26 protein-coding genes and 4 pseudogenes are annotated in these 21054 nt (G+C 73.2%); 8 read left to right on the forward strand and 22 right to left on the reverse strand.

All coding sequences use genetic code 11. The features are described 5' to 3' along the window. Positions 1 to 142: 142 nt before the first annotated feature. Positions 143 to 703: a hemerythrin domain-containing protein gene (locus ACQCO7_RS04265; RefSeq protein WP_464070526.1), complete on the reverse strand. Its 561-nt coding sequence runs from the start codon at positions 701 to 703 to the stop codon at positions 143 to 145. 228 nt (positions 704 to 931) lie between these two features. Here ACQCO7_RS04265 and ACQCO7_RS04270 point away from each other — a divergent pair, with 228 nt between their 5' ends. The 7 genes and pseudogenes from ACQCO7_RS04270 to ACQCO7_RS04300 all read left to right on the forward strand — a co-directional run. Beyond that, positions 932 to 1369, forward strand: coding sequence for a phage holin family protein (locus ACQCO7_RS04270; RefSeq protein ID WP_464070527.1), 438 nt, complete (start codon positions 932 to 934; stop codon positions 1367 to 1369). A 398-nt stretch (positions 1370 to 1767) separates the two neighbouring features. Continuing rightward, positions 1768 to 3105 (forward strand): NAD(P)/FAD-dependent oxidoreductase, encoded by a 1338-nt coding sequence (locus tag ACQCO7_RS04275; RefSeq protein ID WP_464070528.1) that lies wholly within the window; start codon positions 1768 to 1770, stop codon positions 3103 to 3105. A gap of 131 nt (positions 3106 to 3236) precedes the next feature. After that, positions 3237 to 3347 carry a gas vesicle protein GvpO gene (gene gvpO, locus ACQCO7_RS04280; RefSeq protein ID WP_464070529.1) on the forward strand — a complete coding sequence of 37 codons (111 nt, stop codon included), beginning with the start codon at positions 3237 to 3239 and terminating at the stop codon, positions 3345 to 3347. 73 nt (positions 3348 to 3420) lie between these two features. Then, positions 3421 to 3663 (forward strand): annotated as a pseudogene (locus tag ACQCO7_RS04285) (SRPBCC family protein); the annotation flags it as partial. 113 nt (positions 3664 to 3776) lie between these two features. Continuing rightward, on the forward strand, positions 3777 to 4298 hold the full coding sequence (locus ACQCO7_RS04290) for a GvpL/GvpF family gas vesicle protein (protein WP_464070530.1): 522 nt from the start codon (positions 3777 to 3779) through the stop codon (positions 4296 to 4298). Beyond that, positions 4274 to 4342: pseudogene (locus ACQCO7_RS04295) on the forward strand (gas vesicle protein); the annotation flags it as partial. The gene ACQCO7_RS04290 and the pseudogene ACQCO7_RS04295, both read left to right, overlap by 25 nt. After that, positions 4338 to 4409: pseudogene (locus tag ACQCO7_RS04300) on the forward strand (gas vesicle protein K); the annotation flags it as partial. The pseudogenes ACQCO7_RS04295 and ACQCO7_RS04300, both read left to right, overlap by 5 nt. A gap of 20 nt (positions 4410 to 4429) precedes the next feature. On the opposite strand, the gene ACQCO7_RS04305 reads toward ACQCO7_RS04300, so the two are convergent. Both ACQCO7_RS04305 and ACQCO7_RS04310 read right to left on the reverse strand, forming a co-directional pair. Next, positions 4430 to 4600 (reverse strand): hydrophobic protein, encoded by a 171-nt coding sequence (locus tag ACQCO7_RS04305; protein WP_464070531.1) that lies wholly within the window; start codon positions 4598 to 4600, stop codon positions 4430 to 4432. 102 nt (positions 4601 to 4702) lie between these two features. Further along, positions 4703 to 5341, reverse strand: coding sequence for an ANTAR domain-containing protein (locus tag ACQCO7_RS04310; RefSeq protein WP_464070532.1), 639 nt, complete (start codon positions 5339 to 5341; stop codon positions 4703 to 4705). A gap of 143 nt (positions 5342 to 5484) precedes the next feature. On the opposite strand from ACQCO7_RS04310, the gene ACQCO7_RS04315 reads away from it, so the two are divergent. Continuing rightward, positions 5485 to 5847, forward strand: coding sequence for a helix-turn-helix transcriptional regulator (locus ACQCO7_RS04315; protein ID WP_464077145.1), 363 nt, complete (start codon positions 5485 to 5487; stop codon positions 5845 to 5847). Positions 5848 to 6216: 369 nt separating this feature from the next. Here the strand turns inward: ACQCO7_RS04315 and ACQCO7_RS04320 are convergent. From ACQCO7_RS04320 to ACQCO7_RS04410, 19 genes and pseudogenes are all read right to left on the reverse strand, one after another. After that, positions 6217 to 6432 (reverse strand): annotated as a pseudogene (locus ACQCO7_RS04320) (response regulator); the annotation flags it as partial. 77 nt (positions 6433 to 6509) lie between these two features. Further along, on the reverse strand, positions 6510 to 6662 hold the full coding sequence (locus tag ACQCO7_RS04325; RefSeq protein ID WP_464070533.1) for a hypothetical protein: 153 nt from the start codon (positions 6660 to 6662) through the stop codon (positions 6510 to 6512). Between the two features lie 100 nt (positions 6663 to 6762). Then, positions 6763 to 7728 (reverse strand): serine hydrolase domain-containing protein, encoded by a 966-nt coding sequence (locus ACQCO7_RS04330; protein ID WP_464070534.1) that lies wholly within the window; start codon positions 7726 to 7728, stop codon positions 6763 to 6765. Continuing rightward, a complete protein-coding gene (locus tag ACQCO7_RS04335; RefSeq protein ID WP_464070535.1) occupies positions 7728 to 8633 on the reverse strand; it encodes a DUF6895 family protein in 906 nt (301 codons plus the stop codon). The genes ACQCO7_RS04330 and ACQCO7_RS04335 overlap by 1 nt, the downstream gene beginning before the upstream one ends. Further along, on the reverse strand, positions 8630 to 9514 hold the full coding sequence (locus tag ACQCO7_RS04340; RefSeq protein ID WP_464070536.1) for a DUF6895 family protein: 885 nt from the start codon (positions 9512 to 9514) through the stop codon (positions 8630 to 8632). Before ACQCO7_RS04340 ends, ACQCO7_RS04335 begins: the two co-directional genes overlap by 4 nt. Continuing rightward, positions 9511 to 10167, reverse strand: coding sequence for a hypothetical protein (locus ACQCO7_RS04345; RefSeq protein WP_464070537.1), 657 nt, complete (start codon positions 10165 to 10167; stop codon positions 9511 to 9513). The genes ACQCO7_RS04340 and ACQCO7_RS04345 overlap by 4 nt, the downstream gene beginning before the upstream one ends. A 12-nt stretch (positions 10168 to 10179) precedes the next feature. Beyond that, positions 10180 to 10359: a hypothetical protein gene (locus ACQCO7_RS04350; protein WP_055721676.1), complete on the reverse strand. Its 180-nt coding sequence runs from the start codon at positions 10357 to 10359 to the stop codon at positions 10180 to 10182. 132 nt (positions 10360 to 10491) lie between these two features. Next, complete coding sequence (locus ACQCO7_RS04355) at positions 10492 to 10914, reverse strand: hypothetical protein (RefSeq protein WP_464070538.1); 423 nt, start codon at positions 10912 to 10914, stop codon at positions 10492 to 10494. Between the two features lie 131 nt (positions 10915 to 11045). Further along, a complete protein-coding gene (locus ACQCO7_RS04360) occupies positions 11046 to 11924 on the reverse strand; it encodes an SDR family NAD(P)-dependent oxidoreductase (protein ID WP_464070539.1) in 879 nt (292 codons plus the stop codon). Between the two features lie 11 nt (positions 11925 to 11935). After that, on the reverse strand, positions 11936 to 12991 hold the full coding sequence (locus ACQCO7_RS04365) for an LLM class flavin-dependent oxidoreductase (protein WP_464070540.1): 1056 nt from the start codon (positions 12989 to 12991) through the stop codon (positions 11936 to 11938). Further along, positions 12988 to 13506, reverse strand: a complete 519-nt coding sequence (locus ACQCO7_RS04370) for a flavin reductase family protein (RefSeq protein WP_464070541.1) — start codon at positions 13504 to 13506, stop codon at positions 12988 to 12990. The genes ACQCO7_RS04365 and ACQCO7_RS04370 overlap by 4 nt, the downstream gene beginning before the upstream one ends. Positions 13507 to 13532: 26 nt before the next feature. After that, positions 13533 to 14573, reverse strand: a complete 1041-nt coding sequence (locus ACQCO7_RS04375) for a phosphotransferase family protein (protein WP_464070542.1) — start codon at positions 14571 to 14573, stop codon at positions 13533 to 13535. 4 nt (positions 14574 to 14577) lie between these two features. Continuing rightward, a complete protein-coding gene (locus tag ACQCO7_RS04380) occupies positions 14578 to 15867 on the reverse strand; it encodes a ketosynthase chain-length factor (RefSeq protein WP_464070543.1) in 1290 nt (429 codons plus the stop codon). Then, positions 15864 to 17129, reverse strand: coding sequence for a beta-ketoacyl-[acyl-carrier-protein] synthase family protein (locus ACQCO7_RS04385; protein ID WP_464070544.1), 1266 nt, complete (start codon positions 17127 to 17129; stop codon positions 15864 to 15866). The genes ACQCO7_RS04380 and ACQCO7_RS04385 overlap by 4 nt, the downstream gene beginning before the upstream one ends. A gap of 60 nt (positions 17130 to 17189) precedes the next feature. Then, complete coding sequence (locus ACQCO7_RS04390) at positions 17190 to 18035, reverse strand: NAD(P)H-binding protein (protein WP_464070545.1); 846 nt, start codon at positions 18033 to 18035, stop codon at positions 17190 to 17192. Further along, complete coding sequence (locus ACQCO7_RS04395) at positions 18032 to 19111, reverse strand: LLM class flavin-dependent oxidoreductase (protein WP_464070546.1); 1080 nt, start codon at positions 19109 to 19111, stop codon at positions 18032 to 18034. The genes ACQCO7_RS04390 and ACQCO7_RS04395 overlap by 4 nt, the downstream gene beginning before the upstream one ends. 22 nt (positions 19112 to 19133) lie before the next feature. Continuing rightward, positions 19134 to 19439, reverse strand: a complete 306-nt coding sequence (locus ACQCO7_RS04400) for an antibiotic biosynthesis monooxygenase family protein (protein ID WP_464070547.1) — start codon at positions 19437 to 19439, stop codon at positions 19134 to 19136. A gap of 28 nt (positions 19440 to 19467) precedes the next feature. Further along, positions 19468 to 20709, reverse strand: a complete 1242-nt coding sequence (locus ACQCO7_RS04405) for a nuclear transport factor 2 family protein (protein ID WP_464070548.1) — start codon at positions 20707 to 20709, stop codon at positions 19468 to 19470. Then, positions 20699 to 21016: an antibiotic biosynthesis monooxygenase family protein gene (locus tag ACQCO7_RS04410; protein WP_464070549.1), complete on the reverse strand. Its 318-nt coding sequence runs from the start codon at positions 21014 to 21016 to the stop codon at positions 20699 to 20701. Before ACQCO7_RS04410 ends, ACQCO7_RS04405 begins: the two co-directional genes overlap by 11 nt. Positions 21017 to 21054 lie beyond the last annotated feature (38 nt).

Here is a 21054-nt window from a genome sequence, read left to right on the forward strand (position 1 = left end):
GCTGGTCCCGAGCCGCAGGCCGGAAAGCCTGAGAGAGGTAGAGGGCAGAGAGCCCGGGGTGGCCAGACCTCACCACCCCGGGCTCTCTGTCCTCCGGTCGTAGTCCTCAGGTAGTCCCCGGGTAGTACTCGGTGGGTAGTGCTCAGTCCTTGCCGCGGCCCGTCAGTGCGTCCCTGATGCGGTCCACCATCCCCGTGCCGGCGGCCAGGAGCTTGTTGGCCGGCGGGGTGTTCGGGGCCGAGGGGTGGGGGCGGGTCGGGGCCGTGGACTTCGCGTGGCGGACCTGGTCGCCGAGTTTGGCCAGGTCGTCGGGGGTGGTGACCTCGCGCAGGCGCGGGAAGAGGGTCTCCTCCTCGTCGCGGATGTGCGAGCGGACCGACGCGATCAGCTCGCGGATCAGGCGGTCGAACTCCGGCTTGTCGGCGCCGAGGCCCTCCAGGGTCTTCATCGTGCGCTCGGCCTCGGAGTGGTCGGCGATCTCCTTGTCGGCGACCCGGTCGCCGTCGGGGAGGGCGGTGCGGACGGCCGGGTAGAGGTGCATCTCCTCGGCCACCGAGTGCCGGACCAGTTCGATCACGGCCTTGTCGGCGAGGTCGCGGCGCCGCGCGTCCCCCGGCGGGAGCGCCTCGATACGCGCGAACAGTTCCTCCACTTCCCGGTGATCGGTGGTGAGTTCGACGATGACGTCTCCGCCGTGGCCCATGGCCGGTTCTCCTTGCGTACGGGGGTGTACAGGCCCTGCCGTCGCGCTCCCCCGGATTCCCGGCTCCGTGCGAGCGGGGACAGGGATGTGCCGCGATGAGGTGCTCCCACACCGCCCGACCCTCCCTCGGGGGGGGTAACGGCAGGGCCTCGGACGCCCGCCGGGTACCCCGCCGCCCCGGTGCGAACCGTCGCGTTACGCGCCGCCGCCGAGGGGTACCCGGCCGCCATGAAACGCATGGACCATCTCGACAAACATCTGGTCGAGGAGTTGACGGAGGTCGCCCGGGAGACGATCCGCGAGGAGCTGCGCGAGCAGACGCGCAGGCAGCGGCGCCGGGCCACCCTGTACGCCGCGTCGGGCGCGGTCGCCCTGTACGCGGGCGCGGCGCTGGCCCTCACGGTGGGCCTGGTCCTGGGCACAGCCCTCCCGGCCTGGGCGGCGGCGCTGATCATGGCGGCGATCCTGGGAGTGGCGGCGTACGCCCTGCGGGGAGCGGCCCGCCCGCACACCTCGCCCCACGAACCCCCGTCGGACCCGGAGGCCCCACTCCGCGCCCAGCGCCGCGAGGACGCGCTCCGGGGCCCGATGCCGACAGGCGGCCCGGGAGTCCCGTACCCACCGACGGCACCACCGCAGCCGGAGCCCCGCCAACGCCCCATCTGAGCAGCGCGGGCCCAGCTCACTCGGCCCGTCTGGACAACCCGGGCCCGACCCACGCAGCCCATCCGAGCAGCGCGGGACCAGCCCGCACGGCCCATCCGAACAGCCCGGGCCCGACCCACGCAGCCCGTCTGAACAGCCCAGGCCCGACCCACGCGGCCCACCTGAACAGCCCAGGCCCCGACCCATGCGGCTCATCTGAACAGCACAGACCCAGCCCACGCGGCCCATCCGAGCAGCCCGGGCCCGACCCACACGCCCCCGCAGCACCGGGGCAGCACCGAGCCACCCTGAGCACCGGCCAGCACCCACACGCACACCCGAGCACCCGGTCCGATCACCCGACCGGCATCACATCCGAGCCCCACCGTCCGCACCCCTCCCCCACCCCAGGAGCCCTCATGAGCCGCCCCCGCATCGTCATCGTCGGAGCCGGTTTCGCCGGATACCGTGCCGCTCGGCAGCTCGCGCGGGCGGCGCGGGGGCGGGCCGAGATCACCGTGCTGAACCCGACCGACCACTTCCTGTACCTCCCCCTGCTGCCGCAGGTCGCGACCGGCGTGCTGGAGCCGCGCAGGGTCGCCGTCTCGCTGCCCGGCACCCTGCGGGACGTACGGATCGTGCTCGGGGAAGCCGACCGGGTGGACCTCGATCACAGGGCCGTGCACTACCGGGGACCGGAGGGCGGGACCGGCTCGCTGCCGTACGACCGTCTCGTGCTCGCCGTCGGCAGCGTGAACAAGCTGCTGCCCGTCCCCGGCGTCACCGAGTACGCGCACGGCTTCCGGGGCCTCCCCGAGGCGCTGTACCTCAGGGATCACATCACCCGGCAGATGGAACTCGCCGCGACGGAGGACGACCCGGCGGCGCGCTGTACGTTCGTGGTCGTCGGCGCTGGCTACACCGGCACCGAAATCGCCGCCCAGGGCCGCCTGTTCACGGACGCGTTGCAGCGGGCCCGGCCGCGCCACGAGGCGCTCACGACCCGCTGGCTCCTCCTGGACACGGCCCCGCGCATCCTCCCTGAGCTGGACGAACGCCTCGCGCGCACGGCGACGCGCGTACTGGGCGAGCGGGGCGTGGAAGTGCGGACGGGAACGTCCGTGAAGGAGGCGAGGAAGGACGGCGTCCTGCTGACGGACGGCGAGTCGGTCCCCACCCGGACGCTCGTGTGGTGCGTGGGCGTACGCCCCGACCCGCTCGCCGAGTCGCTGGGCCTCCCCCTGGAGCGGGGCCGGATCCTGGTGGAGCCGACCCTCCAAGTGCCGGGCAGGCCCGAGGTGTTCGCGTGCGGTGACGTCGCCGCGGTCCCGGACACCGACAGGCCGGGCGAGTTCACCGCGATGACGGCGCAGCACTCCTGGCGGCAGGGCAAGCTGGCGGCGGAGAACGTGGCCGCCTCGCTCACCGGCCGCGCGCAACGCCCTTACCACCACAAGGACTTGGGTTTCGCGGTCGACCTCGGCGGCGGCGAGGCGGCGGCCGACCCGCTGGGCCTGCCCCTCTCCGGCCTGCTCGCCGGCATCGTCACCCGCGGCTACCACCTCGCCGCGCTCCCCGGCAACCGCGTCCGGGTCGCGGCGGACTGGCTCCTGGACGCCGTACTCCCGCGCCAGAGCGTCCAGTTGGGCCTCGTGCGCGCCGGGTCGGTGCCGCTGGAAACGGCCTCGCCTGAGCTGCCGCGCACGCCGGGCGGCGAGCCGGAGAACGCGTCGCCCCCGCAGCACACCAAGGACTGAACCCTCCACGAGCCCGCGCCAACTGAAGGTTTGACAACGGGAGTTCGGGCCACTCGACGGGCACAAGCCCTTCGCGACTCGACACCGGACCACGGGCGGCGATCATGACGGACGGCGGCTCACCCGAGCCCATGGAAGTGCTGAACCGGGCGGAATACCGGGTCGACCTCGACCCGCAGGGCCGGGTCACGGCCTACCGACGCGTCCGCCGCTACGAGCGCGGGCGTGCCGACCCGCACTGAGCGGCCGGCCCGCACCGAAACCGAACGTGCCCCCACCATGCGAGGAGGCATGGCCGACATGACCGCCGTCCCGGCACAGACCAAGGGGCCGTTGCGCACAGCCCTCGAAGTCGGCGCGGGCCGCGCGAAGGACAAGGAGGCACTCAAGGGTCTCGGCAAGAAGAGCAAGGGCACCGCCGGCAAGAAGCCGACGGTCGTCATGGAGCACGTCGACGTCGACGTCCCGCCGCGCACCGCCTACGACCAGTGGACCCGCTTCCAGGACTCCGGCTCCTTCACGAAGGGCGTCAAGAGCGCCGACCGCGCGGACGACAGCCCGCCTCGAAGCCCTGGAAGCGCTGGAGCAGCCCCGGTGACCGCCCTGCGCTACGTCTACGCCGTCTGCCCCCCCCGTTCGAGACGCCGCTCCCGGCGGATCTCACCGGCGTCGTGGGCGAGTCACCCGCCCGGCTCGCCCACGGCCACCTCGTCGCGGTCGTCAGCCGCGTCCCCGAGGACGACTTCGCCGAGAAGCCCTTGCGGCGGCGTCCGGAGGACCTGGACCGGCTGACCGGGACGGCCCACGCCCACGAGCGGGTCGTCGACGCGACCCCGCTGCGGCTCGCGACCGTCTTCCGCGACGACAGCGGCGTACGGACGATGCTGGAGGAGGGCGAGACCCGCTTCCGGCACGTCCTGGAGCGGATCGCGGGCCGGGACCATCTGCGGCAGCGGCGCCGCGCGGCCCTCTCGGGCGAGGAGTCCTGGCACCGCGCGGAACTGTTCTCCGCAAGGCTCCGCAGCGTGTTGTGTTCACCCGCCGACGCGGCATGCCTGCGCCCGCCGCGGAATTCCCCGGCCTCGCCCACAGAACAGAACGTCTTCAACGCGGCTTTTCTCGTACGCCGGGAATTCTCCGCGAGTTTCATGGAAATCGCGGACGGCTCGTGGACCTCGTCCGGATCGACCTGAACGCCCTGATCAGCTCGGTGACGGCGCAGGTGCCGTCCCCGTGAGCGGTACGGGCTGCGGCCCGAGGACCCGAATCCGGACCTCGGGCCGCTCGGACCGCTGCTCCCGCGAACGCGAAGCCGACTACTGCCTCACCAGCGGTACCAGCGCCCCCTGCCGCCGGTCGCCGACGTCCCGCGCACCAGGAATCCCAGCAGCCAGACGACGAGGACGACGAGCCCTATCCACCAGAGAATCTTCACGGCGAATCCGACGCCGAAAAGCAGCAGTGCCAGAAGCAGTACGAGAATAATCGGAACCATGGTGTGAACCTCCTGTGCTCCGGGTTTCCCGGACTCCACGTTTCATTCACCGTACTTTTCATTCACCGGCCGCCGATTCCCGGAGCGCCCGGATCGGATCCGTCAGGGCTGCGGTGTCTCCTCGGCCCCGCTCACGCTCGCGACGGCCTCGGTGAGGTGCTGGCGGACGGGGTCCGGGAGGGGTTCGCCCCGGACCGTGGTCACCACCGTCGCCGCGAGGAGATGCAGCTTCGTGTTGCTGTTCTGGGACGCCTTCACCAGGACGTCCCACGCTTCGTCGGGACTCAGTCCGAAGGACGCCATCAGGATGCCCCGGGCCAGGTCGATCTCCGGCCGGGTCCGCATGGCGCGGCGCAGCTGGACGACCTCGCCGCGCAGGGCCTCCTCCTCGGTGACGTGCCCCTCGACGAGCAGGGGGCAGGTGCCCGTGAGCGCCAGCAGGCGCTCCGCGACGGGGCTCGCGGCGGTGACGGCGAGCGACTTTCCCGCGGCCACCGCGTACCGCCGGATCTCCAGCAGGACGTTCAGCGCCGAGCAGTCCCAGAACTCCAGTGCGCCCAGGTCGAGTTCGACGCGCCGGGCGGGTTCGCGCAGGGCCGCGCGCAGGGTGCGTTCCAGCAGCGCGCTGTCGTCCAGGCACAGTTCGCCGCCCACCGTGACGACGACCCGGTCACCGTCACGGCACGTGCGCACCGACGGCGCGACGGGGTGCGATCGCGCTTCTCCGGGAGGTTGGGGCATGGCTGCCTCTCTGTGGGTACTCGCCTACTACACCTCTGCCCCAGAGTCGCCCCGTCATCCGGCACCCGTCAAGGGATACCGGAATTCGAGTTCGCGCTTTTGGACACGTGAACGACCGGTCGTAGGATCTCCTCATGGCCGGAGTGGATGGAGTGCCCGAGTCGCATGCCGGGTGGACGTTTCTCACCAACCACGCGCGTGTCCTCGCCACCATCGCCGACAACCACAACGTCCGGATCCGGGACATCGCCGCCCGCTGCCGGCTCACCGAGCGCGCGGTCCAGAAGATCATCGCCGACCTCGAACAGGACGGTTACCTCTCGCGTACGCGCGTGGGCCGGGGCAACGACTACGAGATCGACCCCACGAAGATCCTCCGCCACCCCGCCGAGGCGGGCCTGACGGTCGCCTCGCTGCTGACGATCCTGGTCCAGGACGAGGCGGAACGGCACGGGAGGACGAGCGAGGCGCTGCACGAGGGCGCACCCCGGCACCACGAGGGCTGACCCCTCGACGCACACCCACCTCACTCCCCCACCGGCAACCTCAACTCCGCCTCCGCCCCACCCTCCGGGCGATTGCGGAACGTCAGCTGCGCCCCCCGGCAACCGCGCCTGCCCGTGGCGATGGTCAGCCCCAGCCCCGTACCCCCCGTCCGCGCCCCGGTCCGGAACCGCTGCGGCCCGGAAGCGTGCAGGATCGCCGGCAGGTCCGCCGGAAACCCGGCGTTCCGCTTCGAGGCGGGCGCCGAGCGCGGCGGCCATGGTGTTGACGGCGGCGAGGCGGGCGATCTCGTCGTGGCCGCGTGGATGGGCCCGCGCGTCGAGGTCGCCCTCGGCCGAGATCAGCAGCACCGGCACCCGCGACTCCTCCCGGATCCGCCCGGCCAGGCTCACGCCGTTGAGGCCCGGCAGCATGATGTCCAGTACGGCGACGTCGGGCCGCCGCTCCCGGAACAGCGCGAGTCCGCTCACCCCGTCGGCGGCGGCCCGCACCCGGTAGCCGCGTGCCTCCAGCGTCAGCTGCGTCGCCTCCCGGATCAGGTCGTCGTCCTCGACCAGCAGCACCTCGGGCAAGGGGGTACCTCTCACTCGTCCGGCACTTCCAGGATCGTGTCCTCGTTGCCGAACGGGGCGGGCGGTTTCAGCGGGGTGATGGCGGCATGCCCCTAGTAGGCGACGTCCCCGCGCCGGGTCGGCCCACTGAGGACGACCTTGACGCGGTACTCCGCGAGCTTCCCGCCGGTGCACCCGGCCAGGCACCCGGTTCCTGCGCGACCCCGGTGGCCGCCGGCCGCGAGGTCCCCCACCCCGTCCAGCACAGCCCCTCCAGACAGACGCTCTCACCCACGGCGACCTCGGTGGGATGCCGCCGGGCCCGCCCGTAGTCCGGTGAGGCGGAGGACCCCGGCGCCGCAGCGCTCACCCCGGTGCCTCGGTGGTGGCCGCGAGGGCGTGCAGGAGTTCGTGGGCGACCGGGGTGAGGCGGCAGCCTCGGTGGTGGCGGTTGGCCAGGGCGACGACGGCTGTGCCGGAGGACGGGTGGAAGCCGGCGTACGCCTGTTGGCCGAAGGTCGCGCCGCTGTGGAAGAGGAGCGGGCCGTGGTCCGTGTCGTGCTGGAACCAGGTCAGGGTGTGGGTCTCCCGGTGCCGTCCGCGCCGCAGTTGGGGTACGGCCACCTGGCGCAGGGCGTCGCCCAGCACGCCCCGGGGGTCGAGGTGTGCCTCGGCGTACGTGAGCAGGTCCTCCGGCGTCGCCCGTACCGACGCGGCCGGTGCGAACGCCCCCATCGGGGTGGGCGGCACCCGGGTCGTCCCGTCCTTGCGGTACCCGGTGATGTCGGTGGCGGCGGGTGTCGCGCTGGTCCGTTCCATGCCCAGCGGCGTGAGGACCCGCTCGGCGAGGAGCCGGGGATACGGCGTCCCGGTCGTCCGGCTCAGCGCCTGCCCGAGGAGCGCGACGCCGAAGTTGGAGTACCCCCAGTGCTCACCGGGCGCGTGCCGAGGGCGGGTTCGGGCGAACGCCGCGAGCAGTCGGTCCGTGTCGTACGCCGTGTAGGGGTTGCGGTGGGGGCGCAGCAGCGCGCCCGGGAGGAGGTCGTACGGGAGGCGGGGCAGCCCCGAGGTGTGCGTGGCGAGGTGGCGCAGGGTGATCGGCGTCGGTCGTACGGGCAGGTGCGCGGCGAGCGGGTCGTCGAGGCCGATCACCCCCTCGTCGGCGAGCCGCGCGGCGAGGAGCACGGTGAACGTCTTGGTGAGGGAGCCGAGTTCGTACCGCAGCGGGCGTACCGCGCCGACGACGGTCCGGCGGCCGTGGCGGGAGACGCCCACGACGGCGTCGGGCGCGTCGATGTGGTGGAGCGCCTCGGTGAGGCGGGTGTCGGGCATCAGCCGAGCGCCCGGGAGACGGCCATCGCGGAGGCGAACGCGGCGACGAGCGTGGGGTGGTGGACGAGGTCGAAGGCGTCACCGTCGGGCATCTCCCCGTGGACGGGGAACGCGCCGGAGTCGTCCTGGGCCGCCGCGTACCGCTCCCACAGTTCGGCGTCCAGCGTCGGCCGGGGCAGGCAGGCGTCCACGACGAGGAGTTCGCCGAGGAGGTCCCAGTGTTCGAGGTCGGCCCAGGTCTCCAGCCAGGCGGGGAGGTAGCGGTCGAGGTAGTCGGCGATGTCGGGCGGCAGCGCGTGCGGCTTCTCGCCCCAGTTGGTGACGTGGAAGACGGTGTGGGTGATGTCGTAGGCGATGTGCAGTTGGACGGTCCACGGTTCGGGGAGCTGCCCGAGCCAGGTCCGGCGCAGGGTCTCGTCGAAGTCGGCGCTGGGCGTGAGGCCGGTCCGGCGTTCGGCGCTGAGCAGGGCGAGCTGCCGGTTGGGGGGCCGTTCGACGGCAGCCCAGCTCCGGGTGAGCCGGGACACGGCGAGCATCTCCTCCAGGCCCGGGTGCCGGTAGCCGCTCTCGTGGAACGGTACGTAGACCTCCAACGGCACCGGCGAGTGCGGCTCTTGCCGCTGGAGCGCCGCCAACACCTGGCCGCCGTCGAGGAGTTCACGCCAGGCGAAGTCGAGGAGCGCGCCGCACCGCTCCCGCTGCCGGGAGCCGACGACGCCCTCGCGGAACAACACCCGCATGTTGACGCCGAGTTCGCCGACGGGCTTGAGGCGTTCGCCGAGGGCGAGTCCGGAGGCGTGGTCCTCGGGGGTGAGCCGGAAGCGGTCCCGGTGGGTGTCGAGCCAGTCGAGCGCCCGCTCCCCCACCCGGTGCAGCAGGGCCGGTGAGGCTGCCGTCACGGTCATGACGCGGAGTCCCTTCCGAAGAGCGCCAGCGTCGCCGCGAAGGCCGTGGCCAGCGTCGAGTGGTAGCAGGCCCGGAACGAGTCCCGGGGGAACGCCTCCTGTTCCGGGACCGCCCCGTCGGCCGACTGCGCCCGCGCCAGCCGCGCCCAGGCGTCGTCGTACGTGTCGGCGTCCGGCAGACACGCGCCCACCGCGAGCAGTTCGGCGACGAGGTCCCACTCCCCCTGCGCGAGCCGGTCGTCGAGCCAGGCGGGCAGCCACAGCCGCAGGTAGTCGGCGGCCTCGGGGTCGAGCGCGGCGCGGTCGGCGCCCCAGTCGGTGACGTGGAAGACGTCGTGGGTGAGGCCGTAGGCGGTCCGCAGGTCCAGCGCCCAGGGTTCGGGGCGTACGCCGAGCCAGGTGCGGGCGAGTTCGGCGGCCGGGTCGGTGTGCGGGGCGAGGCCGATGCGGCGTTCGGCCATCAGGACGCCGAGGGTCCGGGTCGGGGTGTCGAGGGCGACGCCACGGGACCTCAACCGCCCGCTGACGGCGGTGAGTTCGTCGGCGGCGGGGTGGCGAAGACCGGCCTGTGCGAAGACGGCGTAGATCTCGACCGGGTAGGTGGCGTGGGGTTCTCGGTGGACGAGGTCGGCGAAGAGCGCGCCCTCGCGGGTCTCGGCCCAGGCGAACGCGAAGAGGTCCCCGGCCTCGGCGCGCGCTTCCGCGCCGGGGTGCAGGGTGGCGATCCGGCTGGTGAGCTGGGCGAGTTCGCCGAGCGGCTTCCAGGTGAGGTCGCGGTCGGCGTCGGTCGTCGCGTCGGCGGGCAGCCGGAAGGCGTCGCGGTGCGCGGTCAGCCAGCCGAGCGCGCGGGCGGCTACCCGGTCGAGGGCGAGGCCCGTCACCGGCCGGTCCCGAAGAGCCGGCGCGCCGCCTCCACCTGGAGGACGACCCGGGGGTCGGCCGCGCCCCACCGGCCCACGAAGACGAGGCCCGCCGCGAGCCCCAGCGAGTCGGGGACGCCGGGCAGCCGGGCCAGCCAGCGTCCGACGCCCGCGGCCTGGAGCCAGTCGCGCCGCCGTACGGCGCGCACGAACCCGCGCGACAGGTCGACGGCCCGTCCGGCGAGCCGCTCCTCCAGGCCGGGCGCGAGTCCGGGCACGGCGAGGGCGGCGAGCTGGGAGACCTGGTGGGAGAGGCGGGGCCAGGGTTCGTGTTCGGTCCAGCCGGTGTCGGGGTCCCCGGCGGCGGGCCAGGCCCCGGGCAGCAGGGTGCGCGCCGACTCGGCCAGCCCGTGGTGGCTCCACGCGGACACGGCGGAGCCCGCCGTCGGCGGGTAGGCGGCGAGGGCCTGCCGTACGAGGGGTACGTCTCCGTCGGCGGCGTGGCCGCTCAAGGCGTACGGCACGAGGACGTCCGCGCCGAGGACCCGGACGGCGGCCGGGGTGAGGGGGTCTTCGGGGCGCAGGACGCGGGACACGGCGTAAGGGTCACCCTCGCGCAAGGCGAGGATGACCCCGGTCGCCGCGTCGGCCACAGCGGTGTGCAGCTCAGCCAACGCGGCTCTCCTCTAGCTCTTCGCCGGCTTCGTCGGACGCGGGGTCGGCGGCGAGAGCAGCAGCGCGGCGCCGACGAGCAGGAGGGCCGCGCATTCGGCGCTGTCCTGATAGACGCCGTCCTGTTCGGGTGCGTCGATCAGGTGGTCCACCTGGACGGTGAGTTCGGTCGGCAACGTGCGTTCCATGCCCATGGAAATCAACTCCTGTGAGAAGGGGTGACATCCCAAAGCCTATATTCCGGACAAAACACCGCAAGTTGACCATCGAAGTTCACCCCTCCGCCGTCCAACTCCCGTCCGCCGGCGCCGTCAGGACCTCCCGCTTCAGCTCGGCCCGCCGGGGGCTGGAGACCAGCTCCTGAGGCAGGACGCCGAGCGCGTGCGGCGTCTCGGCGCGGTGTTGCGCCCCTCCTGGTCCTTGGCGTCCTCGGCCGCCGTCTCGCGTACGACGGTGTCGGCGGCGGCCGGCGGCCCCTCGACCCCGGGGGTGCGGGGCGCGGTGAGCAGGCCGTGGGCGTACTCGATCTGCTCGTGGACGTCGCGGAACGAGGGTTCCCCGGCGGCCTCGGAGACGTTCAGCCGTGCCCGCTCCCCGGTGAGGAGAGCGGCGTACTCCGGCGCGAACGCGACCCGCAGCCAACCCGGCGCGGTGAGGCGGGAGTCGGTGCCCGTCCTGCGCTCGACGCTGTTGTGGAAGTCGTGCCGGCGCAGCTTCTTGACGAACACGCTCGCCTCGTCACGGCGCACCCGCACCCGGCGCAGGCGGCGTTCGGTCGTGCCAGGCGGCGGGTGCGCTGCGGGACGTAGAACTACGGCTCCGCACAGGGGCGTTGGCAAAGGGATGTGCGTCCCGGGGCCCGGCGGGCGAAGAGCCTCCCTCACCACCGCAACCCCCCGCTCACCTCCAGCACATGCCCGTTCACGTACCGGCTCTCCGCCCCGGCCAGAAAGACCGCCGCGTCCGCCACCTCCTCCGGCCTGCCCATCCGCCCCATCGCGAGCTTGGCCTCGTAGTGCGGCCAGATCCGCTCGTTGCGCGGCAGGAGGCTGCCCATGCCGGCGTCGATGAGCCCCGGGGAGAGGCAGTTGACGGTGATGCCGCGGGGAGCGAGTTCGGCGGCGCAGACGCGGGTGAACGCCTCGACGGCGGCTTTGGAGGAGCTGTAGACCGACGCGCCGGGGGTGACCTGGCCGGCGAGGGCCGAGGACATGGTGATGACGCGGGCGTGGTCGCTGTGTTCCAGGTAGGGGACGGCGGCCTGGACGCAGCGGAAGACGCCCGTCAGGTTCGTGCCGATGACCTCGTCCCAGTCGTCCTGCGGAAGGGTCGCGGCGAGGCCGGGCCGGCTGACACCGGCGTTGGCGACGACGATGTCGATGCCGCCGAGCTGGGTGTCGGCGTACGCCATGAGCGTGTCGACGGAGGCCCGGTCCTGGACGTCGACGGGGTGGAAGTGGTACTTGCCGGGCCCGAAGGCCAGCTCCCACTCCGCGTGGTCGGCGCTCCGGGCCGCCGCGACGACGTCGCAGCCCTCGCGCAGGAACGCCTGGGTGATGGCCCTGCCGAGCCCTTTGGTACCGCCGGTGACCACGGCCCTGCGGCCGGCCAGCCTCGTGGTGGGCACGTCGCCCTCCTTTTCGTCGTATCCGAATCCGAATCCGAACCCGTGTCCGTGTCCGTACTGCGGCACGGGCTCATACATCAGCCCGCGCTGGACGAGGCCCTGGACGAGTCCCCACTGGACGAGGTCGCCCATGCCGAGGGCCCTCATGAGAAGCGGGGCAGGACGTGTTCGGCGAAGAGTTCGAGGGTGCGGACGGACTCCTCGAACGGCATGTTCCCGGAGACGATCTGGAGGCTGATGGTGGCCTCCCCGTACAGCTCGCGGATGAGGTCCACGCGGTCGGCGACCTCCTGCGGGTCGCCCACGAGGACCTTGTTGTCCCGCAGCTGCTTGCCGAAGTCGCTGCTGTTGACCCGGGCCACGATCCGTTCGTACCCGGCGTAGTCGGCGCTGCGGGTGTGCGACCAGGAGGCGACGGCGGCGGCCATCACCTGGTGGTTGCGCTCGGAGTAGAGCTGGCCGAGGCGGTGCGCCTTGTCGCGGTCCTCGGCGAGGTAGCAGTTGTAGCTGAAGTGGACGTCCTCGTCGGCCGTGGCGAGACCGGCCTCGGTGCGGGTGTCGCGGTAGCGGGCGAGCATCTCCTGGAGCTTCTCCTGCTTGTTGATGGACGGGACCATCATCACGCCGTACCCGTCCCGGCCGGCGGCCTCGCCGGACTCGGGGGTGATGGCGGTGGCGACCAGGACCCGGGGGTGCGGGGACTGGAAGGGGCGCGGCAGCAGGGTCACCGGGCCGAAGGAGTGGAAGCGGCCCTCGAAGGTGGTCTCCTCCTCGGTCCACAGCTGCTGACACGCCCGTACGCCTTCCGCGAAGCGTGCCTTGCTCTCGTCCATCGGGATCTCGTACGCCCAGAACTCCTCCGGCAGGAAGCCCCGGCCGAAGCCGACGTCGAGGCGGCCGTGGGAGAGGTGGTCCAGCATGGCGAGCTTGCCGGCCAGCTTGACGGGGTGGCTGAACGCGGGCAGGACGGCGCCGGTGATGAGCCGGACGCGTTCGGTGCGGGCGGCTGCCGCGGCGAGGAAGGTGACCGGGTCGGGGCTGTAGCCGCCGTACGCGGAGAAGTAGTGCTCGACGGTCTTCACGTGGTGGTAGCCGAGGTGTTCGGCGCGCTCGGCGAGGGCGAGGGCCTCCTCGAAGAAGCGGACCGCGCTCTTGTCGTCGGGGCCGACGGTGGGGAAGAGATTGATGCCGAATTTCACGACGCGGTCCTCTCGGGAAGAAGCTTCAGGTAGGAGCGGCGGTGGTAGAGCAGGGCGCCCCGGTCGTGGGCCTCGCCGCCCAGGACCCGGCCGAGGAGGATCCAGTGGTCCCCGGCCTCGATCCGGGACTCGGTGGCGCACTCCAGGTGGGCGACGGAGTCGGCGTGCAGGACGGGCGCGTGCCCGGCCCGTGCCGAGGGGCGGTGGGTGACTCCCGCGAACTTGTCGCCGGTCTTCGAGGCGAACTGCCGGGAGACGTGTTCGGCCTCCTCGGCGAGGAAGTTGACGACGAAGCCGGCCGAGCCGAGGAGCGCGGGCAGGGTGCGGGAGGACTTGTCGACGCAGACCAGCAGCAGCGGCGGGTCCATCGACACGGCGCTCACGGCGGTGCTGGTGAGCCCCTTGGGGGTGCCCCGGTCGTCGGTGGTGGTGATCACGGCGACCGCTGCGGGCAGGGCGGCGAAGGCGTCCCGGAAGACGGTGGCGTCGATCGGGTCCGTGGTGCGGGTGGGCATGGTGCCCTCCTTCGGTGCGGTTCGGGTCAGGACGCGAGCACGCGCTCCAGCAGCCGGGTCGCGTTGCGGTGCAGCGGGATGCCGCCGCCGAGCAGTCCGGTCACCCGGGCGGTGATGAGGCAGAGGCGCAGCGCCGCGAACACCTCGTGGTACTCCAGGTGCCGCAGCCGGGTGCCGGTGAGCCGCTCGTAGCGGCGTACAGTCGCCTCCCGGTCCGGCAGCCCGGCCAGCCGGGGTACGCCGATGCCCTCGCTGAGGTGCCGGTCGAGGTGGAGGAACCAGGCGACGTCGCTCTCGGGCGGGCCGACGTCGGCCAGGTCCCAGTCGAGTACGGCGCAGGGGGTGAGCCCCTGGAAGAGGAGGTTGCCGAGCCGGGCGTCCCCCCACAGCGGCCGTACGGGCCCCCGCTCGGGCGGCAGGTTGGCGCGCAGCCAGGCCAGGGCGCGGCGCGCGGCGGGCGGTTCGTGCGGGGCGTAGAAGGTGAAGTGGCGTTCGTAGTGGTCGAGTTGGCGTTGGAGGTACGGGCGCGGGTCGCCGTCCGTGAGGAAGCCGAGGCCGAGCCGGCCGGGGTCGAGGGCGTGCAGCCGGGCCAGGATGCCGAGCCCGGCGTCCCAGAGGGCGGCGCGCCCGGCCGGGGCGAGGTCGGCGACCCAGCCGGAGCGGTGGTAGGAGGGGACGTCGGCGGGGACCTCGCCGTACGCCCGTTCCATGATCATGAACGGGGCGCCGAGGACCGAGGGGTCCTCCTCGTGCCACAGGACGGGCGGTACGGGCAGGTCGGTGGCGTCGGCGAGGACGCGCTGGAGGCGGACCTGGGCGGCGAACCGGCTGTCGGGGTGCACCTGGTGGCGGGTGGGCGCGATCCGCAGGACGACCGCGCGGGTGCCCGGCGGGTCCCGCCAGGTCAGGTCGAGCGTCAGGGTCTCGTTGGTGAAGCCGGCGCCGGCCGGGGTGTCCAGGCCGGACACGGTGAGGCCGGTGGCGCCGGGCAGGCGGGCGGCGAACCAGGCCGTCAGCCGCCGTACGGTGTCCGGGGTGTCGCGGTGCAGGGTGACCGGCTCGGGCATCGCGTCACGCCTCCGCCGCGCGCAGCACCATCGCCGCGTTGAACCCGCCGTAGCCGCGGGCCAGGACGAGCGCGGTCCGCAGCCGGGTCCGGCGCGGTCCGCCGACGACCAGGTCGAGCTGGTAGTGGGCGGGGACGTCGGCGGTGTGCACGGTCGGGGGGATCACGCCCTCGCGCAGGGCCATGAACGCCCAGGCGAGGTCGAGGGCGCCGCCGCCCGCGTACAGGCGTCCCGTCATGGTCTTCGGGGCGGTGACCGGGACGCCGTACGGCCCGAACAGCGCGCGCAGGGCCTCGGCCTCGGCGCGGTCGAGGTCGGGGACGCCGGCCGCGTCGGCGAAGACGACGTCGACGTCACCGGCGCTCAGGCCCGCGTCGGCGAGGGCGTGTTCGGCGGCGCGGCGCAGGCCCGGTTCGCCGCCGGTGCCGGGCCGGGGGTCGAAGGTGGCCGCGTATCCGGCGACGGTGCCGTAGGGCCGGGCGCCCCGGGCGCGGGCGGCGTCGGCGTCCTCCAGGATCAGCAGGGCGCCGCCCTCGCCGGGGACGTAGCCGCAGGCGTCCCGGTCGAAGGGGAGGTAGGCGCGGCGGGGGTCGCTGCGTGCGCTGATCCGGCCGGTGGCGAGCTGGCCCGTCCAGCCCCAGGGGCACAGGGAGCCGTCGACGCCGCCGGAGACCAGGAGGGTGACGCCGGAGCGCAGTTGGCGGCGGGCCTGGGCGACGGCGTCGATGCCGCCCGCCTGTTCGGAGACGACGACGCCGCTGGGTCCGCGCAGGCCGTGCCGGATGGAGATCTGGCCGGTGTTGACGGCGTAGAACCAGGCGAACGACTGGTACGCGCTGACGTGCGAGCCGCCGTCGCGCCACAGGGCGGCGAGTTCACGCTGGCCGAACTCGTAGCCCCCGGCGGAGCTGGCGGTGATCACGCCGGCCGCGTACTCGGGCAGCGTGGCCGGGTCGACGCCGCTGTCGGCGAGGGCCTCCTCGGCGGCGACCAGGGCGAGCCGGGTCATGTGGTCGGTCTGCGGCAGGAGGCGGCTCGGGATGCGCTCGGCGGCGTCGAAGTCCGGTACCTCCCCGGCGAGGTGGGCGGGGTAGGCGGCCGGGTCGAACCGCTGGACGGGGGCGATCCCGGCGGTGCCGTCCAGGCTGGCCCGCCACCAGCTCTCCCGGCCGAGGCCGTTGGGGGCGGCGACACCGAGGCCGGTGACGACGGCGGTGGCCCGGCGCGCGCCCGGGGCGGCCCCGGCGGCTCCGGCGGTCCCGACCGCTCCGGCGGCGAGGGTTGTCGTGCTCATGCGGCCTCCTTCGGGCGGGCCAGGACCATCGCGCTCTGGAACCCCCCGAAGCCGCTGCCGACCGTGAGGACGGTGTCGATACGGCGTTCGCGGGCGGTGAGCGGGGTGTAGTCGAGGTCGCACTCGGGGTCGGGTTCGTGGAGGTTGGCCGTCGGCGGGACCAGGCCGTTCTCGATGGCGAGGACGGAGGCGGCGATCTCCAGGGAGCCGATGGCGCCCAGCGAGTGGCCGATCATCGACTTGATGGAGCTGACCGGGGTCGCGTGGGCGTGCGCGCCGAGGGCCCGTTTGAACGCGGCGGTCTCGTGGCGGTCGTTCTGCTTGGTGCCGGAGCCGTGCGCGTTGACGTAGTCGACGGCGGTCGGGTCGGTGCGCGCCTCGTCGAGGGCGAGCCGGATCGCCTCGGCCATCTCCTTGCCGTCGGGGCGCAGCCCGGTCATGTGGTACGCGTTGCAGCGGGAGGCGAAGCCGGTGATCTCGGCGTGGATGTGCGCGCCGCGCGCCAGGGCGTGGTCCAGGGACTCGATGACGAAGAAGGCGCAGCCCTCGCCGAGGACGAAGCCGTTGCGGCTGCGGTCGAAGGGGCGGGAGGCGTGCTCGGGGTCGTCGTTGCGGGGCGAGGTCGCCCTGATCGCGTCGAAGCAGGCCACGGTGATGGGGGAGATCGGCGCCTCGGTGGAGCCCGCGATCATCACGTCGGCGGCGCCCTCGCGGATCAGGGAGACGGCGTGCCCGACGGAGTCCAGGCCGGAGGTGCAGCCGGTGGAGACGACGGTCACCGGGCCCTGCGCGCCGACGTCCCAGGCGACCTCGGCGGAGATGGAGCTGGGGACCATGTAGTCGTAGAGGTGGGGGACGGCGTAGGTGTGGTCGACGGCCCACCGCTCGCCGCCGTCGCTGACGACCCGGTACTCGGTGTCGAGGCTCATGGTGCAGCCGACGGCGGTGCCGACGGTCACGCCGGTGCGGTGCGGGTCGAGCCGGTCGCTCTCCAGGCCGCTCCCGGCGACCGCCTCGCGGGCGGCGACCAGCGCGAACTGGGCGGCGCGGTCCATGCGCCGGGTCTCCTGGGGGGTGAGTCCGTGGGCGGCGGCGTCGAAGTCGCACTCGGCGGCGATCCGGGAGCGGAACGCCGAGGCGTCGAACAGCGAGATGGTGCGGGTGGCGGTGCGCCCTTCGGAGATCAGCTGCCAGAAGGACTTGGTGCCGATGCCCTGCGGGGCCACCACCCCGATGCCGGTGATCACCACGCGGCGGCTCATCCGGCGCTCCTGAGTTGTGTCACGTACATGTCGTATCCTTCGTACGGTGTCGAAGAGAGGTCAGCGGAAGTCGGCCGCGTGGTCGGCGGCCCACTCCGCGAAGGTCCGCGCGGGCCTGCCGGTGACACGGGCGACCGTGTCCTCGACCGGCGCGGGCTTCCCCACCCCGGCGGCGAGGTAGGCGAGCACGGTGTCCGCGAAGTCCGCCGGCATGGCGGCCCGCAGCTCCTCACGCGCGGCCTCGGCGGGTACGTCCTCGTACCGCACCTCCCGCCCCACGGCCGCCCCGAGGATCTCGGCCTGCCGGCGCCGGGTCAGGGACTCGGGCCCGGTGACGACGTACGCCCGCCCCGCGTGCCCGGGGTCGGTGAGGGCCAGGGCCGCGACCGCCGCGACGTCGGCCTCGTGCACGGGCGCCGACGCGGAGTCGCCGTAGGGGGCGCGGACCACGCCGGTGCGCAGGTGCGGGGCCCAGGCCAGGGTGCCGGTGGCCAGCGTGCCCGCCCGGACGAAGGTCCACGGCAGTCCGCAGGCGGCGACCGTCTCCTCGACGCGGGCGTGGTGCGCGGCGATGGGTCCCCCGGGCGGGTCCCCGGCGACGACGGACGCCGAGGACAGCACGGTGAGCCGGCCGGCCCCGGCGGCGACGGCCGCCCGGGTGAACGCCTCGATCCCCCGGGGTTCGCAGTACAGGAAGACGCCGTCGACGCCGTCCAGCGCGGGCGCGAAGGTGTCCGGGTCGGTGAGGTCGAGGGGCAGCACCTCGGTGCCGTCCGGCAGGCCCTTGACGGCGGCCGGGGTGCGGCTGCCCGCCCGCACCTGGACACCGCGTGCCGTCAGGGCGTGGGCGACGTGCCGGGCGAGGGTGCCGCCGGCGCCGGTGACCAGGACGCGCACGGCGCTCACCGGCCGTCCGTGAAGGCGGGCGCGACGTGCTCGGCGAAGAGCCTGAGGCCGTGCTCGACGGTGGCGCGGGGGACGTGCCCGGAGTGGACGGACAGGCCGACGGAGATGCCGTCGCCGTACCAGTCGGCGATCTCGGTGAGCTGGGCGCGGACGTCGTCGGGGGTGCCGGCGAGGATCTTGTTCTGTTTGACGCGCTCGTCGAAGGCGGCGCCGCCCCCGACCGCGGCGGCGGCCATCTTGTCGTAGCCGGGGTACTGGTCGCTCTTGACGGTGGCCCAGGCGCTGACGGCGGCGCCCATCTTCTCGCTCATCTTCCGTTCCACGTGTTCGCCGAGGCGGTACGCGGCCTCGCGGTCCTCGTCGATGAAACAGGGGAAGCTGAGGTCGATGCGCTCGGTGCCGGGGGCGTACCCGGCGGCGGCGCGGGCGCCCCGGTAGACGGCCAGGGCCTCCTGGACCTTCTCGCGGGTGGCGACCGAGGCGATGAGCTGGAGGTGATGGCCCTGTTCACCGGCGGTGCGGCAGGAGTCGAGGCTGCCGGTGCTGGCGACGAAGACCGGCGGGTGGGGCTGCTGGGCGGGCTTGGGGAGCATGGTGAGGGGCCCGAACCTGTGGAAGGAGCCCTCCCACCTCAGGTCGTCCTCGGTCCACAGCCGGACGCAGGCTTCGACGCCCTCCTCGAAGCGGGCGCGGCTCTCGTCGAGGGGGATGCCGAACGCGGCGAACTCGTCGGGCAGGAAGGCCCGTCCGAAGCCGACGTCGAGCCGTCCGCCGGAGATGTTGTCGAGCATGGCGAGCTGCCCGGCCAGCTTGACGGGGTGGGTGAAGGCGGGGATGACGGCGCCGGTGGCGACCCGCAGCCGGCTGGTGCGGGCGGCGACCGCCGCGAGGAACGTGATCGGGTCGGGGCTGTAGCCGCCGTAGTCGAAGAAGTAGTGCTCGACCAGCTTGACCTGGTGGTAGCCGAGTTGCTCGGCGAGCTGCGCGAGGTGGAGGCCGTCGTCGTAGTACTGGGTGGGGGTGGGTTCGCCGCCCGATCCGCCGACGGTCGGGAAGAACACGATGCCGAATTCCATGGGGTGCTGCCTTCCCGGCGGTTCAGGCCGCCGACGCGTCGAATTCCAGCTGGAGCTCGTACAGGGCGGGGCTGACCTCGGTGAGGGCGAGGATCTCGGGGTAGAAGGCGGTGTGGGCGTCCATCTTCATGAACTCCCGGTAGTGCTCGACGCTCTCCCAGCGGGCCACGTTGAGGTAGCGGGTGGGGTCGTCCTGGTCGCGGACGAAGGTGTGGTCGAGGTAGCCGGGGTGGTCGAGCGCGAGGTCGGACACCTTGTCGAAGAGGGCCTCGAACCGCTCGGCGGTGGTGCCGGGGCGCAGGGTGAACCGGTTGATCATGACGATCATGGAGGGCTCCGGGTGGGATGGGGTGGGGTCAGCGGACGTTGTCGTGGGAGACCAGGCGGTGGCGGACCTTGAGGCCCTCGGGGGTGCGCACGAGGACGTCGTCGACGGCGGTGCTCAGGTAGACCTGGGGCGAGCCGTTCTCGACGGTGGAGTAGATGGCCGCGTAGTAGTGGGTGGTGACGGTCTCCTCGTCGTACGACACGAGGTCGACCATGCCGAGCCAGTGCCGGCGCTGGAGGCCCTCGCCGGCGATGCGGTCGAGGCCGGTGCGCATCCGGTCGCGGATCTGGTCGCGGCCGGTCCAGGGCTCGGGGCGGGCGTTCTGCACGAACTCGCCGTCCTCGGTGAAGGTGTCGGCCCAGCGTTCGGCCTGGCCCGAGTCGAGGAGGTGGGCCTGGCGGGCGTAGAACCGTACGACCTCGCTGTACAGGAGCAGGTCGGTGACACCGCCGGCCTGGTCGGTGAGCTGCTGGACGGTCATGGTGGCCTCCTTCTGGAGCCGGGTACGGGTGGTGGCCCTCAGGCCGGTGACCGTGGCGCTGTCGCCGGGGGCGAGGACCGCGCGGCGGCGGACGGTGAGCCGGACGCCGGCCGCGGTGGGGGTGAGGTCGAGGACCGAGGCGTCGAGGGTCAGCGCGGGGTCGGCGGTGAAGTGCCGTTCGGCGACGCGGCGGCCGGGGACGCCGACCCGGACGGTCGTCGCGGCCGGCGGGGCTGCGTCCAGGCGCTCGTACAACTCCTCGGCGCTCAGGGGGAGTTCGGTGACGCTCTCGGCCGTGACCGTGAGGGGTCCGGCGTCGTGGTCGTGCTCGGCGGCGTCGCGCAGGTGGCCGAGTTCGAGGTCGCTGTTGCGGTCGATCAGCGCGTCCACCGCGAACCGGTCGGACTCGTCGAGGAGCTGGTAGGCGTGGGTGAGGACGATCCGGGTGCGGTCCGTACCGAGGGGTTCGACGCGCCAGGTGCCGCTCATCGCGGCGAGCGGCGCCGGGGACTTCTCCTGGCGGAACGTCATCGTGCGGCGTCCGGCGTCCAGGCCGACCCGTGACACCCAGGTCCTGGTCCCGCCGGCGGGCCCCTCGGGGGCGCGCCAGACCTGGATGCGCAGGTCGTCGCCGTCGGTGCCGAGCGGCTCGATGTGGACGGTGCCGGGGAAGAAGCGGGGCCACTGGGCGAAGTCGCCGAGGATGCCGAAGACGGTGTCGGCGGGTGCCCGGACGGTGACGTCGTGCTCGGCGCGGTGGACCGGGGGCGCCTGGGTGTCAGCCGGCACGGTGCGCCGTCCGCGTGGAGTGCTTGACCGACAGGACGGTGGTGCTGGTGTCGCCGATGTGCCGGGCCGCCCCGCCGAGCTTGCCGATCACGTCCTGGAACTCGGTCCTGGCGGCCATCCGCCGGACCGCCTCGTCGTTCTCCCAGTAGCTGACGGAGAGCTGGGTCAGCGGGTCGTCGAGGGCGGTCACCAGCTGGTGCCGCAGATATCCGGGCTGGGCGCGGAAGAATTCCGCGGTCTCCGCGAAGACGTCCCGGAATCCACCGGATTCCGATTCCGTCCGGAACTCGCTGAGCAGTACGACCATTTTCGGGCCTCCCGGTGAAAGGGAATCGAATCGAATGC

This window comes from Streptomyces saintjeani (assembly GCF_055409605.1).